Annotated in this window: 8 protein-coding genes; 2 read left to right on the forward strand and 6 right to left on the reverse strand. The window is 61.8% G+C overall.

The genetic code is table 11. The features are described from left to right. Positions 1 to 206: 206 nt before the first annotated feature. From GYH29_RS20110 to gltB, 6 genes are all read right to left on the reverse strand, one after another. Positions 207 to 1,304, reverse strand: a complete 1,098-nt coding sequence (locus GYH29_RS20110; protein WP_161524289.1) for a DegT/DnrJ/EryC1/StrS family aminotransferase — start codon at positions 1,302 to 1,304, stop codon at positions 207 to 209. A 103-nt stretch (positions 1,305 to 1,407) separates the two neighbouring features. After that, a complete protein-coding gene (locus GYH29_RS20115; protein ID WP_161524290.1) occupies positions 1,408 to 1,983 on the reverse strand; it encodes an acyltransferase in 576 nt (191 codons plus the stop codon). A gap of 148 nt (positions 1,984 to 2,131) precedes the next feature. Further along, positions 2,132 to 3,196 carry a Gfo/Idh/MocA family protein gene (locus GYH29_RS20120; protein WP_019102704.1) on the reverse strand — a complete coding sequence of 355 codons (1,065 nt, stop codon included), beginning with the start codon at positions 3,194 to 3,196 and terminating at the stop codon, positions 2,132 to 2,134. Between the two features lie 116 nt (positions 3,197 to 3,312). Then, positions 3,313 to 4,617: a nucleotide sugar dehydrogenase gene (locus GYH29_RS20125; RefSeq protein ID WP_161524291.1), complete on the reverse strand. Its 1,305-nt coding sequence runs from the start codon at positions 4,615 to 4,617 to the stop codon at positions 3,313 to 3,315. Between the two features lie 197 nt (positions 4,618 to 4,814). Then, positions 4,815 to 6,230: an FAD-dependent oxidoreductase gene (locus GYH29_RS20130; RefSeq protein ID WP_043589914.1), complete on the reverse strand. Its 1,416-nt coding sequence runs from the start codon at positions 6,228 to 6,230 to the stop codon at positions 4,815 to 4,817. Between the two features lie 98 nt (positions 6,231 to 6,328). After that, positions 6,329 to 10,777: a glutamate synthase large subunit gene (gltB, locus tag GYH29_RS20135; protein ID WP_043589913.1), complete on the reverse strand. Its 4,449-nt coding sequence runs from the start codon at positions 10,775 to 10,777 to the stop codon at positions 6,329 to 6,331. 282 nt (positions 10,778 to 11,059) lie between these two features. On the opposite strand from gltB, the gene GYH29_RS20140 reads away from it, so the two are divergent. Together GYH29_RS20140 and GYH29_RS20145 are read left to right on the forward strand one after the other, a co-directional pair. Then, positions 11,060 to 12,580, forward strand: a complete 1,521-nt coding sequence (locus GYH29_RS20140) for a phospholipase D-like domain-containing protein (RefSeq protein ID WP_043589912.1) — start codon at positions 11,060 to 11,062, stop codon at positions 12,578 to 12,580. A 434-nt stretch (positions 12,581 to 13,014) separates the two neighbouring features. Next, the gene (locus GYH29_RS20145; protein ID WP_043589911.1) at positions 13,015 to 15,270 is read left to right on the forward strand and encodes an arginine/lysine/ornithine decarboxylase; all 2,256 of its coding nucleotides are present in this window, start codon (positions 13,015 to 13,017) and stop codon (positions 15,268 to 15,270) included. The last annotated feature ends 66 nt before the right edge of the window (positions 15,271 to 15,336 follow it).

Below are 15,336 nucleotides of genomic sequence, written 5' to 3' on the forward strand. Positions count from 1 at the left end.
AATAGCATACCTGGCCTTAACCCCGCACCAATGGCTTTCAGGCTAATAGCCTTAATTGCTTTATTCCGTTTGAAAAAGTTCTTTTCTAAACAAGTAGTCACGCGTAACTAAATGTGAGTTTACGCACCTCGGAACTATAGGCCATAAAGGTATCTTCCCGTATCAAAAAAATTTCAACCTAGTTATGCACGACCGCTTTATTTACTCTAACTCAAAACATTTATTAAAGCCTCAACAATGTGATTTTGCGTCGCCTCGTCCAGGAAGGGATGCATCGGCAGACTCATCACCCGGCGGCCGGCGGCCTCCGACAGCGGGAAGCTGCCTTCCGGCAGGTTCAGGTGAGCGAAAGCCGGCTGCAGATGCAGCGGAATCGGGTAATGCACGGCGGTGGGCACGCCCAACTCCTTCAGCTTGGCCTGCACCGCCTCGCGATCGTCCACCTCGATGGTGTACTGCGCGTAGACATGACTGTTGCCCTCGGCGATCACCGGCACCCGCGCCACCTCGCGCAGCAGCGCGCTGTAACGCGCGCCGATGCGCTCGCGCGCCGCCACTTCGTCCGCGAAGCTGGGCAGCTTGGCCAGCAGCACCGCCGCCTGTATGGTGTCCAGCCGGCCGTTCAGGCCGATGATGGGGTGGTGATAGCGGCGGTCCTGGCCGTGCACGCGAATCTCGCGCATTTTCTTGGCCAGCGCGTCGTCGTTGGTGAAGCAGGCACCGCCGTCGCCGTAGCAGCCCAAGGGCTTGCTGGGGAAGAAGCTGGTGCAGCCTATGGTGGACAGATTGCCGGACTTCTTGCCGTTCTGGCTGGCGCCGAAGCTCTGCGCGCCGTCCTCGATCACCGCGACGCCGTGTTTGGCGGCGATGGCGTTGATAGCGTCGAAATCAGCGCACTGACCGTACAGGCTCACCGGCATGATGGCCCGGGTGCGGGGCGTAATCGCCGCTTCCAACAGCGCCGGGTCCAGGTTGTAGCTGACGGGATCGATGTCGACGAACACCGGCTTGGCCCCCAGCAAGGCGATCATCTCGCCGGTGGCGATGAAGGTGAACGGGGTGGTGATCACTTCGTCGCCGGGACCAATGTCCAAAGCCATCATCGCGATCAGCAGCGCCTTGGTCCCGTCGCAGACGCCGATGGCGTGCTTGGCGCCGGTGTATTCCGCCAGCCCCTGCTCCACCTCCTTCACCTCCGGCCCCATGATGTACTGGCCGTGGTCCAGCACCGCGTGGATGCGGACGTCGATGTCGGCTTTCAGGTGCTGGTACTGCGCTTTCAGATCAATGAACTGGATGGACATAACGGGATCAACCCCAAATCAATTTTTGAAAGATATCGCATCAATAGCGACACGTAGAACAACTGAGCAGCGCCCTGAAGCAAAGCCGCATCAGGAAGGCTTGTCAGTCGTTCTTGAGCGGCGAGCAGTGATTGCCGCCCACCTCGTAATGCTTGCCGCAGGCCGGGCAGCTGTGGGTGCCGATGTCGTTGGCCAGCCTCTCGCCGCAGGAACACATCCAGCCGATGCGTTTGGCCGGCGTGCCCACCATCAGCGCGTAGGCCGGCACATCGCGGGTCACCACCGCCCCGGCGCCGACGAAGGCGTACTCGCCTATGGTGTGGCCGCACACCACGGTGGCGTTGGCCCCGATGGACGCCCCTCGTTTCACCAGGGTGCGGCGGTACTCATTCTTGCGCGCGACATGGCTGCGCGGATTGTTGACATTGGTGAACACCATGGACGGGCCGCAAAACACATCGTCCTCCAGCGTCACCGCATCGTAGATGGACACATTGTTCTGCACCTTGACGGTGTCGCCGATCAGCACGTCGTTGCCCACGAACACGTTCTGGCCGAAGGAACAGCCGGCGCCGATCTGAGCGCCGCCGCAAATATGGACCCAGTGCCAGACGCGGGTGTTCTCACCGATCTGCGCGCCGTCGTCGACGATGGCGCTGGAGTGGATGGTGTAAGTCATGATTTAAAACCTTAAACTTAGCCACGGGAGCCCACAACGAGTTCAACTTGTAGGTCGGGCTGCCACAGGCGTAACCCTACATCATCGTCACACGCTTTTTGGTTACGTCTCCAAAACCGGACTAACCCAACCTACGAAACCCATGCCATCAATAATCCAGCGGCAGGCTGACACGGCGGCCGTCGCGCGCGGACAGGTACATCGCGATAAGCAGCTCAAGCGACTTCAACCCTTCGCGGCCGTCCGTCTCCGGCTCGGCTTCGCCGCGCATGGTCTTGATCACATTGTCGTAGTACAAGGGGTGGCCGAAACCGTAAACGCTGGTGGTGGCGTAGCTGGCCTGCTTGATGTCTTCGTCCATCGCATGCGGCTCGGCGAATTCCCAATGCTGGATTTCATTGACCGCCATGCCGCCCACGCGCACCGAGCCCTTCTCGCCCAGGATGGTGATGCTGCCTTCCAGGTTCTTCGGGTAGGTCAGCATGGTCACGTTCATGCTGCCCAGCGCGCCGCTGCGCCATTTGACGCTGACGGTCCCGGTGTCCTCCACCTCGATATTGCGCGCCAGCGTCGCGGTGTAAGCCTGCACGCTTTCCACCGGGCCGATCAGCCAGTCCAGCAGATCCACGTAATGACTGGCCTGGTTCATGAAGGCGCCGCCGTCGAACTCCCAGGTGCCGCGCCAGCCGGCCGCGTCGTAGTACTCCTGCGGACGGGTCCAGAACACATTGACGTTGACCATGTAGATACGGCCAAAGCGCTTCTCCCGCATCGCACGCTTCAAGAGCTGCAAGGTGGCGTTGCGGCGGTTTTGCTTGACCACGAACAGATGCTTGTTGGCGCGGTCGGCGGCCTTGACCATTTCCAGGCCGTCTTCCCATCGGGTCGCCATCGGCTTTTCCGTCATCACGTGGAAACCGGCTTCCGAGCAGGCGATGCTCTGGCTCGGATGCAAGCCGGAGGGCGTGGTCAGGATAACGATGTCCGCGTCGGTCTTGCCCAGCATCTCGGCCAGGCTGGCGTGGCCGCGCGCACCGGTGCGCGCCACCGCCGCCGTCAGGGCGGCCGGGTCGATGTCGCAAACGTCGACCAGCTCGGCGCGGTCGGCGTGCTGCTCCAGCGCGCCGAAGTGGTTCTGGGCGATGCGGCCGCAGCCCACCAGCGCGAAGCGGATCTTGCGGTCGGTAATCGGGGGAAGGTGCAATGTTTGCATGGTTCTGCCTCAAATTCCTTCAAAACACGCGGGCGCATCGCTTAACGATGCACCCGCTTGGGCACTTGTCTCACCACGCCCGGCAAGCGCAGGGACAAGACGCGCGGCGTTGCGGCTTAGGCCTTGACGATGTTGTCCGCCGGCTCCAGATACTTGCCGCGGCTGTCCACCACCAGTTGCGCGTGCGCCTTGATCTGCGCGTAGTCGAACTTGTCGTGGTCGGTGGCCAGCAGCACGCAGTCGTAGCCGGCCAGGCTCTCCGCGCTCAAGGCCACGCTGGACAGCTCGAAATGATGCTCGCGCATCTTGGGGAACACCGGCACGTGCGGGTCGCTGTAGGCCACTTCCGCGCCCAGATCGCGCAGCTTCTCCATCAGGAACACCGACGGGCTTTCGCGCATGTCGTCGACGTTCTTCTTATAGGCGATACCCAGCACCAGCACGCGGCTGCCGTTGATGGACTTCTTGCGCAGGTTCAGCGCGGCCGCCACTTTGGACACCACGTAGTCGGGCATATTGCTGTTCACTTCGCCGGCCAGCTCGATGAAACGGGTGTTGACGCCGTATTCGCGCGCTTTCCAGGTCAGGTAGAACGGGTCGATCGGAATGCAGTGGCCGCCCAGCCCCGGACCCGGATAGTAGGGCACGAAGCCGAACGGCTTGGTGGCCGCCGCGCGGATCACTTCGTGGATGTCGATGCCCATCTTGTCGGCGACGATCTTCATCTCGTTGACCAGGCCGATGTTCACCGCGCGGTGGATGTTTTCCAGCAGCTTGGTCATTTCCGCGGCGCGGGTGGAGGACACCGGCACCACCTTGTCGATCACCGCGCTGTACAGCGCCACGCCGATTTCCTGGCAGGCCGGGGTCACACCGCCGCACACCTTGGGAATGGTGCGGGTGGTGAAGTCCGGATTGCCCGGATCTTCGCGCTCCGGCGAGAACACCAGGAAGGCGTTGTCGCCCACCTTCAACCCGCGCGATTCCATGCGCGGTAACAGTTCTTCGTCGGTGGTGCCCGGATAGGTGGTGGACTCCAGCGACACCAGGTGGCCTTCGCGCAGATAGGGCACCAGGCTGTCTATGGTGTTCAGCACGAAGGACAGATCCGGCTCGCGGTATTTGTTCAACGGCGTCGGCACGCACAAAATCAGCGTGTCGGCTTCGACAGCGCGAGAGAAATCGGTGGTGGCTTCGAAACCGCGGCTCAGCGCGGTGGCGATGCTGTCCGCGCTAATGTGTTCGATGTAGCTCTTGCCAGCCATCAGCGCATCGACCTTGCCCTGGTCGATGTCGAAGCCCAGCACTTTGTAGCCGACTTCGGCGAAGCGCAGCATCAGCGGCAGGCCGACATAGCCCAGGCCCACGATGCCGATGACGGCGGACTTGTCCGCAATGCGATTGCATAATTTATTTTTCACAATAACTAAAAATCCTTGAGAAATATAGTAATGGCAATTACAAAACTAACTAAGTTTGCTACATAAAAAATCTTAAAACATGGTCGGCCAAACCGCACTCTTCAAAAATCCAGCACGTTTAAAGTTGCAGTAATTATTACTGGAAATGTCGGCCTCCTTCTAGACATCCAAGAGAATACCTAAACTTTCTAATTCCACTACCATGCTTCCAAATACCCCAATATCCCCTCCGCAGCCTCCCGCCCCTCAAACACTGCCCGCACCACCAAATCCGCGCCGCGGACCATATCGCCACCGGCGAAAACCTTGGGGTTGCTGGTCTGATATTTGTGGACACCGTACGCGGCCGCTAGGGTGCGACCGTTTGCTGCAACCGCGATGTCGTGCTTCTCCGCCCATGAAGCCGCTTCAGCCTGGAAACCGAAGGCTATGATGGCATGGTCGCATTCTACGATTTCTTCGCTGCCCGGCACAATCTCTGCATTCCGGCGACCTTTGGCATCGGGTTCTCCTAGGTGGGTTTCGGCCAGTTTCACGGCCAGGGTTCCATTTATCATCGGCTCTATAGAAAGGGGCTGCCGGTTCCACTGGAATTCGACGCCTTCTTCGCGCGCATTGGCGACCTCTCGCTTGGAACCTGGCATATTCGCCTCATCGCGTCGGTAGGCACAGATCACGCTTTTGGCGCCCTGGCGTATCGCCGTCCGGTTGCAGTCCATCGCCGTGTCGCCACCGCCCAGCACCAGCACGCGTTTGCCTCGTATTGAAATGGAGGTCTCGCCCTCGGGCAGCGTACCCAGCCCCTGACGAACGTTATTGATCAAATAAGGCAAAGCCTCCAACACTCCGGGCAAATCCTCTCCAGGAAAACCGCCCTTCATATACTTGTATGCGCCCATGCCCATGAAGATGGCGTCGTATTGTTCCAGCAGTTCTTCTATCTGGACGTCCTTGCCGATCTCGGTGTTGAGCACGAACTCCACCCCCATGCCCTCCATGATCTCGCGGCGGCGCTTGATCACCGATTTTTCCAGCTTGAACTCGGGAATGCCGAAGGTCAGCAGGCCGCCGATCTCCTCATAGCGGTCAAACACCACAGCCTTGACGCCATTGCGCACCAGCACGTCGGCACAGGCGAGGCCGGCCGGACCGGCGCCGATCACCGCCACTTTCTTGTCCGTCCACACCACCTTGGACATGTCCGGCCGCCAGCCGGCCTTGAAGGCCTCGTCGGTGATGTATTTTTCGATGCTGCCGATGGAAACCGCGCCAAAGCCTCCCTGGTTCAAGGTGCAAGCGCCTTCACACAAACGATCCTGCGGGCAGACCCTGCCGCAAATCTCCGGCAGGCTATTGGTTTTGTGCGACATTTCCGCCGCCTCGAACAAGCGCCCCTCCTCCACCAGCTTCAGCCAGTTGGGGATGTAGTTGTGCACCGGGCACTCCCATTCGCAGTACGGATTGCCACAGGACAGGCAGCGGCCGGCCTGGTCGGCCGCATCCACGCTGTGCAACGGTTGGTAGATTTCTTTGAATTCGATCTTGCGCACCGAGGCGTCGACCTTGTCGCCGGGGTTGCGCGAGAGCTTCATGAATTGGAAAACATCGCTCATGGTTGTTTCCTATCTTGCTGTACCCGCCGCTCACCGGCGGCCGGATTTTGAATGAGGTGTGGGCGGGACGGCGTGTGGGCCGCCCCGCTCTGCGCGTCTTAGTCCTTGAGCAGGCTGTCTAGCGTGGCCGCCTTGGGTTTGACCAGCCAGAAGTAGTCGACGTAATCGTCGAAGTTCTCCAACATCGCCTTGGCCGTCTCGGAGCCGGTCAATTCAACGTGCTTGGCGATCTTTTCCAATAGATAAGCGCGGTACATGCCCATGGCCTCGCCGTTGATCAGATGGATGTCGATCAGCTCGTTGTTGTAGCGATAAGCGAATTTCTCATTCGGGTCGTAGACGAAGGCGAAGCCACCGGTCATGCCGGCGCCGAAGTTGTAGCCGGTTTCACCCAGCACGATGACGCTGCCGCCGGTCATGTATTCGCAGCAATGGTCGCCCGCGCCTTCGATGACGGCCAGCGCGCCGGAGTTGCGCACCCCGAAACGCTCGCCCGCCACGCCGGCGGCGAACAGTTGTCCGCCGGTGGCGCCGTACAAACAGGTGTTGCCGATGATGATGGACTCGCCCGCCCGGTATCCGGCGTTCTTGGGCGGGTAGATGGTCACCCGGCCGCCGGCCATGCCTTTGCCGACATAGTCGTTGGCATCGCCTTCCAACTCTAGGTGCAGGCCGGACGCGTTCCACACGCCGAAGCTTTGACCGGCGCTGCCGCTGAACTTGATCTTGAGACAGCCGAACGGCAAGCCCGCGGCGCCGTGAACGCGGGCGATTTCGCCGGACAGGCGCGCACCGATGGAGCGGTGGGTGTTCTCGATTGGGTAGCTCAGCTCCAGCATCTGTTTATTGTGGATGGCGGACAAGGCGTCCTGCAGAATGGCTTCCGCCAATTCGCCCTTGTCGAAGGAGGGATTGCTGGCGCTGACGCAGAAACGCGGCTCGCTGTCCGGAACCCGGCCTTGCGACAACAAGGGCGACAGGTCGAGCTTCTGCTGCTTGTCGGTGTCGCCGGCCGCCAGGCTCAGCAGGTCCATTCGGCCGATCAGCTGCTCCATATTGCGCACGCCCAGCTTGGCCATCCACTCGCGGGTTTCGCGCGCGATGAACAGGAAATAGTTCATCACCATTTCCGGCAAGCCGGTGAAGTACTTGGAGCGCAGCTTGATTTCCTGGGTGGCCACGCCGGTGGCGCAGTTGTTCAAATGGCAGATGCGCAAGTATTTGCAGCCCAGCGCCACCATAGGCCCGGTGCCGAAGCCGAAGCTTTCCGCTCCCATCATCGCCGCCTTGACCACATCCAGCCCGGTCTTCAAGCCGCCGTCGGTCTGCACCCGCACCCGGCCGCGCAGGCCGTTGGCGCGCAGCACTTGCTGCGCTTCGGACAGGCCCAGCTCCCAAGGGGAGCCGGCGTATTTGACCGAGGTCAGCGGCGAAGCGCCAGTGCCGCCGTCGTAGCCCGAGATGGTGATCAGATCGGCGTAGGCCTTGGCCACGCCGGCGGCGATGGTTCCGACGCCGGGCTCGGCCACCAGCTTGACCGACACCAGCGCGGACGGGTTGACCTGCTTGAGGTCGAAAATCAGCTGCGCCAGGTCTTCGATCGAATAGATGTCATGATGCGGCGGCGGCGAGATCAGGCTGATGCCTTCCTTAGCGTGGCGCAGCCGCGCAATCAGGCCGGACACCTTGTCGCCCGGCAGTTGGCCGCCCTCGCCCGGCTTGGCGCCCTGGGCCACCTTGATCTGCAGCACTTCGGCATTGACCAGGTAATGCGGCGTGACGCCGAAGCGCCCCGACGCCACCTGCTTGATCTTGGACATCTTCTCAGTGCCGTAGCGCGCGGCGTCCTCGCCGCCCTCGCCGGAGTTGGAGCGGCCGCCCAGACGGTTCATCGCGATCGCCAGCGCCTCGTGCGCCTCCGGCGACAAGGCCCCCAGGGACATGCCCGCGGAGTCGAAGCGCTTGAGGATGGCTTCCACCGGCTCCACTTCATCGATAGAGATGGGCTCGCCCAACGGCTGCACCTGCATCAGATCTCGCAGCATCGCCACCGGGCGCTGGTTCACCGCCTCGGCGTACTGCTGATAGGCCTGGTAGTCGTCGTTCTGCACCGCCTTTTGCAGCAAGGTCACCACGTCGGGGTTGTAAGCGTGGTATTCCTCGCCGTGCACGTACTTGAGCAAGCCGCCCTGTGAGATCGGCCGCATCGGGTTGAAGGCGAAACGCGCCAGCTTGCGCTGATCGTCCTCGAAATCGGCAAAACCCGCGCCGGACACTCGCGACACCGTGCCCTTCAGGCACAGCTCCACCACCTCTTCATGGATGCCCACTGCCTCGAACAGCTGTGCGCCACGATAGGAAGCGATGGTGGAGATACCCATCTTGGACAGTACTTTGAGCAAACCTTTGTTGATGCCCTTGCGATAGTGCTGCAAGGCTTCGTTGAGCTTGAGTTTGACCTCGCCGCTCTGCACCAGCTCGATGATGCTCTGGTAAGCCAGGTAAGGGTAGACCGCGGTGGCGCCGTAGCCGATGATGCAAGCCATCTGGTGCGCATCGCGCACCGTGCCGGTTTCCAGCACGATATTGGTTTTGCAACGCAGGCCGCTGTCGATCAGCGCGTGATGCACCGCGCCAGTGGCGAACAAGGCAGGAATAGGCAGCCGTTGCGCCGTCACGTGGCGGTCGGACAGCACGACGATGACGGTGCCCTCCTCCACAGCTTCGACCACATGCCGGCTCAGGCTCTCTATCGCCTGGCGCAGATCGGTCTCGGCCGGGTCGTAGCACAGATCAAAGGTCGTCGCCTTCAGATAGGGCTCCGGCCGCGTGGTGACGCGGGTGAATTTCTCGTGCGACAGCACCGGCGAACGCACTTCCAGCCGCTTGGCGTGCTCGGCGCTCTCCTCGAACATATTGCGCTCGGGTCCGAACACCGTATTCAGCGACATCACCACCGCTTCGCGAATGGGGTCGATCGGCGGGTTGGTCACCTGGGCGAACTGTTGGCGCAGATAATCAAACGGCGAGCGCACCTTCCGGCTCAGCACCGCCATCGGTGTATCGTCCCCCATCGAACCCACCGCCTCCTGGCCGTCCTCGGCCAGCACGCGCAGGATCTGATCCCGCTCCTCGAAGCTGATGTTGAACAACTTCTGCAGGCGCGCCAGCTCGTCCTTGGACAAAGGCTCGACTCCGGCGTCGTCCTCGATCGACAACTCCAGGTATTTGGCGCTGTCCTTGATCCATTGCCGGTACGGCTTGGCGCTCTTGAGCTGAGCGTCGATTTCCTCCGGCAGCAACAGCTCGCCGGTGGCCAGGTCCGCGGCGAACAGCTGACCCGGCTTGACCCTGCCCTTGCGCACTACGTTTTCAGGCTGGTAGTCCCACACCCCCACTTCGGAGGCGATGGTCAGGATATTGTCGCGTGTCAGCACCCAACGCGCCGGCCGCAGGCCGTTGCGATCCAACATACAGGCGGCGTAGCGACCGTCGGTGAGCACGATGCCGGCCGGGCCGTCCCACGGTTCCATATGCATGGAGTTGAATTCGTAAAAGGCGCGCAAATCCTTATCGGTCGAATCGACATTCTGCCAAGCCGGCGGCACCAGCAGGCGCAGCGCGCGGAACAGCGGAATGCCCCCCATCAGCAGGCCTTCCAGCATATTGTCCAGCGACATCGAGTCGGAGCCGTCGGTCTGCACGATGGGACGCACCGTGTCCATGTCCAGATGTGGAGACGCCATGATGCGCTCGCGCGCTCGCGCCCAATGACGATTGCCCTGCACAGTGTTGATTTCGCCGTTGTGAGCGAGAAAACGGAAAGGCTGCGCCAGCTTCCATTGCGGCCAGGTATTCGTGGAGAAGCGCTGGTGGAACACGGCCAGGCTGGACTCGAAGCGGGGATCGTTCAAATCCGGAAAGAACTTGGACAGGTTCTCTGGCGTCACCAAGCCTTTGTAGGACAGGGTGTGCGGCGACAAGGTCGGCAGATAAAAAAACGGGTCGTCCGCCTTATTGGCTTTCTCAGCCTGGCGACGACCCATGTACAAACGGCGCTGGAACATTAATTCGTCCATGCCGAACGGACAGTTAACAAAGACCTGGACCATGGCGGGAAGCGATGCCAAGGCCGCCTCCCCACAGGCGCTGTCGTCGGTGGGAACCTGCCGGAAGCCGGCCACCTCCAATCCTTGGGATTCCAGGAACTCGCGCAGACGGCGCAAGCTGCGCTCGCCCTGCTCCGAATCGGGGTGGTGGAACACCAGACCGGCAGCGTACACTGGCTTCAGCGCCAAGCCTGCCTCAGCGGCGACTTCGCGCAAAAAACCGTCCGGCTTGCGAAACAGCAGGCCGCAGCCGTCGCCGGATTTGCCGTCGGCGGCCACTGCGCCGCGATGAGTCAGTTTGGCCAGCGAGGAAATGGCGGTATCCACCAGCCAGTGACTGGGTTTATCGTCAAGCTGGGCGATCAAGCCAAAACCGCAGCTATCCTGTTCGAAGTCCGGATGGTACAGGGTGCCCTGTAGCCAGCGTTGTCTGTCCATAGCTTTGTCCTGCTTATAATGTGAAACGAATGTTTCGATTCTAAGGGCAAGGAGCTTGACCCTGCAACCGGTTTTTGTGCACCGCATTAGACGATAAAAATCATCAAGTTACAGCATATTTTTTAATTTTTCGATATCGAAAAATCGTATTTTTACGACGGATTAATTGTGATTTTGTGACGTGAACGTTCAATAAAACGACTGTCAAGCCGCCTTGTCAAGGACATCCAAAATGGCCATTTCAATCAAAATAAGTATATTGTCAAACAATAGCCAAGCATAATGCCCATCCTGTCTCCTTCTCCCGCCAATCAGGAGCTGATCCGTCACCTGGCCGAGCAGGCGTTTTCCCGCTCCGCCGGCGCCCCGCTGGTGGGCGGCAATCACCTGGAATTGCTCTACGACAGCGCGGAGAATTTCCCGGCATGGGAACAAGCCATCGCCGATAGCCGGGAGTCGATATTCATAGAGATGTATATCTTCGCCAACGACGCGTTCGGCCTGCGGGTGCGGGACCTGCTGACCGAGCGCGCGCGCGCCGGGGTGAAGGTCTGCGTGCTTTACGACTGGCTGGGCAGTTGGAAAACCCATCTGGGCAGTTTTTTCAAGCCCTTGCAGGCCGCGGGAGCGGAATTGCGCGCCTACAACCCGCCGTCGCTGACCGCCGGCCTCAGCATGCTGGGCCGCAACCATCGCAAGCTGATCGTGATTGATCGCCAGACCGTCTTCGTGTCCGGCCTGTGCATCAGCTCCAGTTGGGAAGGGCGGCCGGAACGCGGCCAAGAGCCCTGGCGCGATACCGGCGTCAAATTCAGCGGACCGCTGGCGGCCGACGCGCTGGCCGCCTTCGCCGACAGCTGGGCCAGCTGCGGCGGCCCGCTGCCCGAGGAATGGCTGACCCCGCCGCCGGCGGAGAACCGCGGCGCCGTGGCGGCGCGTCTGATCGCCACCACGCCCGCCACCGCGCAAATGATGCGCCTGGATTTGCTGATCGCCTGCTTCGCCCGACGCACGCTGTGGCTGACCGACGCCTACTTCATGGGCACCAGCATGTATCTGACCGCGCTGAAACAGGCCGCGCGCGACGGCGTCGACGTCCGCTTGCTGGTGCCGCGCTCCAGCGACATCGGCTGGATCGCCACCGTGTCGCGCACCCAGTATCGCCCGCTGCTGGAAGCCGGCGTGCGCGTCTTCGAATGGGACGGCCCGATGATCCACGCCAAGACCGCGGTGGCGGACGGCCGCTGGGCGCGCATCGGCTCCACCAATCTCAATCTGTCCAGCTGGCTCGCCAACCGCGAACTGGACGTGGCGGTGGAGGACCAGGCCTTGGCGGAAAAGCTGGCCGAGCAATTCCTGCAGGATCTGGACCACGCCACCGAAGTGATTCTGGCCGGCCAGCGCCGCCGCCCGACGCTGACCAAGCCGCGCCCCAAGGACTATCACGGCCTGCTGTTGCCACCGCACACCGCCGCCATCAGCGGTGCCAGCGCCGCCGCGCGGCAAGCGGCGCGGATTGGCGACGCGCTGGGCGTGGTGGTGCGCGGCACCCGCAATGTCGACGCCAGCGAGGCGTCCGCCTTCCTGACCATAGGCATGGCCCTGCTGATCTTCGCCGGCCTGATCGCCTTCTTCCCCTGGCTGGTGGCCGCGCCCTTGCTGTTTCTGCTGCTGCTCAGCGGCGGCGCCATCGTCGCCAAGGCTCTGGGCTTGTACTGGGCCAGACGTGGCAAAAAACAACAGCAGCCGCCGGCCGCGCCGGCAAGCGCTCAAGATGGCACGCCCCAGGACAAAGGCGATTAAAAACAAATCCTTGACCTAGGGCGAGGTCTTCAATACATCCCCGCCGCACCGCGTGAGGCCGCCGCCAGCCGCTTTTTTCTGGGAAAAGTTTTTGCTGCGCAACAACATGACAAGCAAAAGGTCTAAAATGCGCGCTTTCTTGGGATGTTCTCCAGGCCGGCAGACGTGAAGCGCGCGCAAACTGAATGAGATGCGTGCCAGCTACGGACCGCGGCGCAAAGCGCCCTGTTTTTATTCGCGCCTCAAGGCCAGCCTCCATGGCGGCGGCGGACCCCGCGTCTGCCCGTGCGTACAGAACTGCGCCCCAACGCGCACCGAGTGACACCGCAAAGGGTTACAGGTGCCCGCGGCTCCGGCCCCGCCTACGGCGAACCGGCGGCCAACCCGCGTCCCGCCCCGCGCGTGTCCGAGTTAAAGCAACTAAGGACTCAGGTATGCGTTTTCATTTCCCCATCGTGATCATCGACGAGGACTTCCGCTCGGAAAACACCAGCGGCTCCGGCATCCGCGAACTCGCCGCCGCCATGGAGGCGGAAGGCATGAGCGTGATCGGCTACACCAGCTACGGCGATCTGACTTCCTTCGCCCAGCAGCAAAGCCGCGCCGCCGGCTTCATCCTGTCGATAGACGACGAGGAATTCCACACCGAGGACGCGGCGCAGGAAGCGCTGGGCAAACTCTACGGCTTCGTCGCGGAAATCCGTCGCCGCAATCCGGACATCCCGGTCTATCTGTACGGCGAAACCCGCACCGCGCGCCACATTCCCAACGACATCCTGCGCGAGTTGCACGGCTTCATCCACATGCACGAGGACACGCCGGAGTTCGTCGCCCGCCACATCATCCGCGAGGCCAAAAGCTATCTGGACAGCCTGGCGCCGCCGTTCTTCCGCGCGCTGGTGGACTACGCCCACGACGGCTCTTACTCCTGGCACTGCCCCGGCCACTCCGGCGGCGTCGCCTTCCTGAAGAGCCCGGTGGGCCAGATGTTCCACCAGTTCTTCGGCGAGAACATGCTGCGCGCCGACGTCTGCAACGCGGTGGACGAACTGGGCCAGTTGCTGGACCACACCGGCCCCATCGCCGCCTCCGAGCGCAACGCCGCGCGCATCTTCAACGCCGACCATCTGTTCTTCGTCACCAACGGCACCTCCACCTCCAACAAGATCGTCTGGCACAGCTGCGTGGCGGCCGGCGACATCGTGCTGGTGGACCGCAACTGCCACAAATCCAATCTGCACGCCATCATGATGACCGGCGCGATCCCGGTGTTCCTGATGCCGACGCGCAACCATTACGGCATCATCGGCCCGATTCCGAAGTCCGAATTCCAGCTCGACAACATCAAGAAGAAAATCCAGGCCAATCCCTTTGCCCGCGAAGCGCTGGCCAAGAACCCGCAGGCCAAGCCGCGCATCCTGACGCTGACCCAGTCCACCTACGACGGCATTCTCTACAACGTGGAGGAAATCAAGCATCTGCTGGACGGCGAGGTCGACACCCTGCACTTTGACGAAGCCTGGCTGCCCCACGCCGGCTTCCACGATTTCTACGGCGACTTCCACGCCATCGGCGAAGGGCGGCCGCGCTGCAAGGACAGCCTGATCTTCTCCACCCAGTCCACCCACAAGCTGCTGGCCGGCATCAGCCAGGCCTCGCAGATCCTGGTGCAGGACCCGGAGCAGCGTCAGCTGGATACCGCCTGGTTCAACGAGGCCTATCTGATGCACACCTCCACCAGCCCGCAATATTCCATCATCGCCAGCTGCGACGTGGCCGCGGCGATGATGGAACAGCCGGGCGGACAGGCGCTGGTGGAAGAATCGCTGGTGGAGGCGCTGGACTTCCGCCGCGCCATGCGCAAGGTGGACGAGGAATACGGCCGCGACTGGTGGTTCAGCGTCTGGGGCCCGGACGACCTGTCCGACGACGGCATCTGCGACCCGGCCGAGTGGCAGTTGCGTCCGGACGAGCGCTGGCACGGTTTCGCCGGCATCGAGGACGGCTTCAATATGCTGGACCCGATCAAGGCCACGGTGCTGACCCCGGGCCTGGATGTGGACGGCAGCTTCGAAGAGATGGGCATTCCCGCCGCCATCGTCACCAAGTACCTGACCGAGCACGGCGTGGTGGTGGAAAAGACCGGGCTGTACAGCTTCTTCATCATGTTCACCATCGGCATCACCAAGGGCCGCTGGAACACGCTGATCTCCCTGTTGCAACAGTTCAAGGACGACTTCGACAAGAACCAGCCCATGTGGCGGGTGATGCCGGAGTTCATCGCCAAATATCCGCAATACGAGCGCGTCGGCCTGCGCGATCTGTGCCAGCGCATCCACCAGCTCTACAGCAAGCACGACGTGGCCCGCATCACCACCGAGATCTATCTGTCGGAAATGGAGCCGGCGATGCGCCCGGCCGACGCCTTCGCCAAAATGGCCCACCGCGAAATCGAGCGCGTGCCGGTGGAACAGCTGGAAGGCCGCGTCACCGCGGTGCTGTTGACGCCGTACCCACCGGGCATCCCGCTGCTGATCCCCGGCGAGCGTTTCAACAAGACCATCGTCGACTATCTGCGTTTCGCCCAGGACTTCAACCGCGAGCTGCCCGGCTTTGAAACCGATGTGCACGGGCTGGTGGCGGCGGAGCTTGACGGCCGCAAGGTCTACTGCGTCGACTGCGTGAAATGAGGAACGGCGGGCGGCGCTCCGCCCGCCGCACACTTTCTACACAATAATCCTTAACACACCAGGCTG

It is taken from the genome of Chromobacterium haemolyticum, from assembly GCF_009936155.1.
In the GTDB taxonomy this organism is placed as follows: Bacteria; Pseudomonadota; Gammaproteobacteria; order Burkholderiales; family Chromobacteriaceae; genus Chromobacterium; species Chromobacterium haemolyticum.

Bases quoted from the DNA above. Each gene is read 5' to 3' on its own strand.
- GYH29_RS20110 (WP_161524289.1), bottom strand. From the start codon at position 1,304: ATGTCCATCCAGTTCATTGATCTGAAAGCGCAGTACCAGCACCTGAAA.
- GYH29_RS20120 (WP_019102704.1), bottom strand. From the start codon at position 3,196: ATGCAAACATTGCACCTTCCCCCGATTACCGACCGCAAGATCCGCTTC.
- GYH29_RS20145 (WP_043589911.1), top strand. From the start codon at position 13,015: ATGCGTTTTCATTTCCCCATCGTGATCATCGACGAGGACTTCCGCTCG.
- GYH29_RS20140 (WP_043589912.1), top strand. From the start codon at position 11,060: ATGCCCATCCTGTCTCCTTCTCCCGCCAATCAGGAGCTGATCCGTCAC.
- GYH29_RS20115 (WP_161524290.1), bottom strand. From the start codon at position 1,983: ATGACTTACACCATCCACTCCAGCGCCATCGTCGACGACGGCGCGCAG.
- gltB (WP_043589913.1), bottom strand. From the start codon at position 10,777: ATGGACAGACAACGCTGGCTACAGGGCACCCTGTACCATCCGGACTTC.
- GYH29_RS20130 (WP_043589914.1), bottom strand. From the start codon at position 6,230: ATGAGCGATGTTTTCCAATTCATGAAGCTCTCGCGCAACCCCGGCGAC.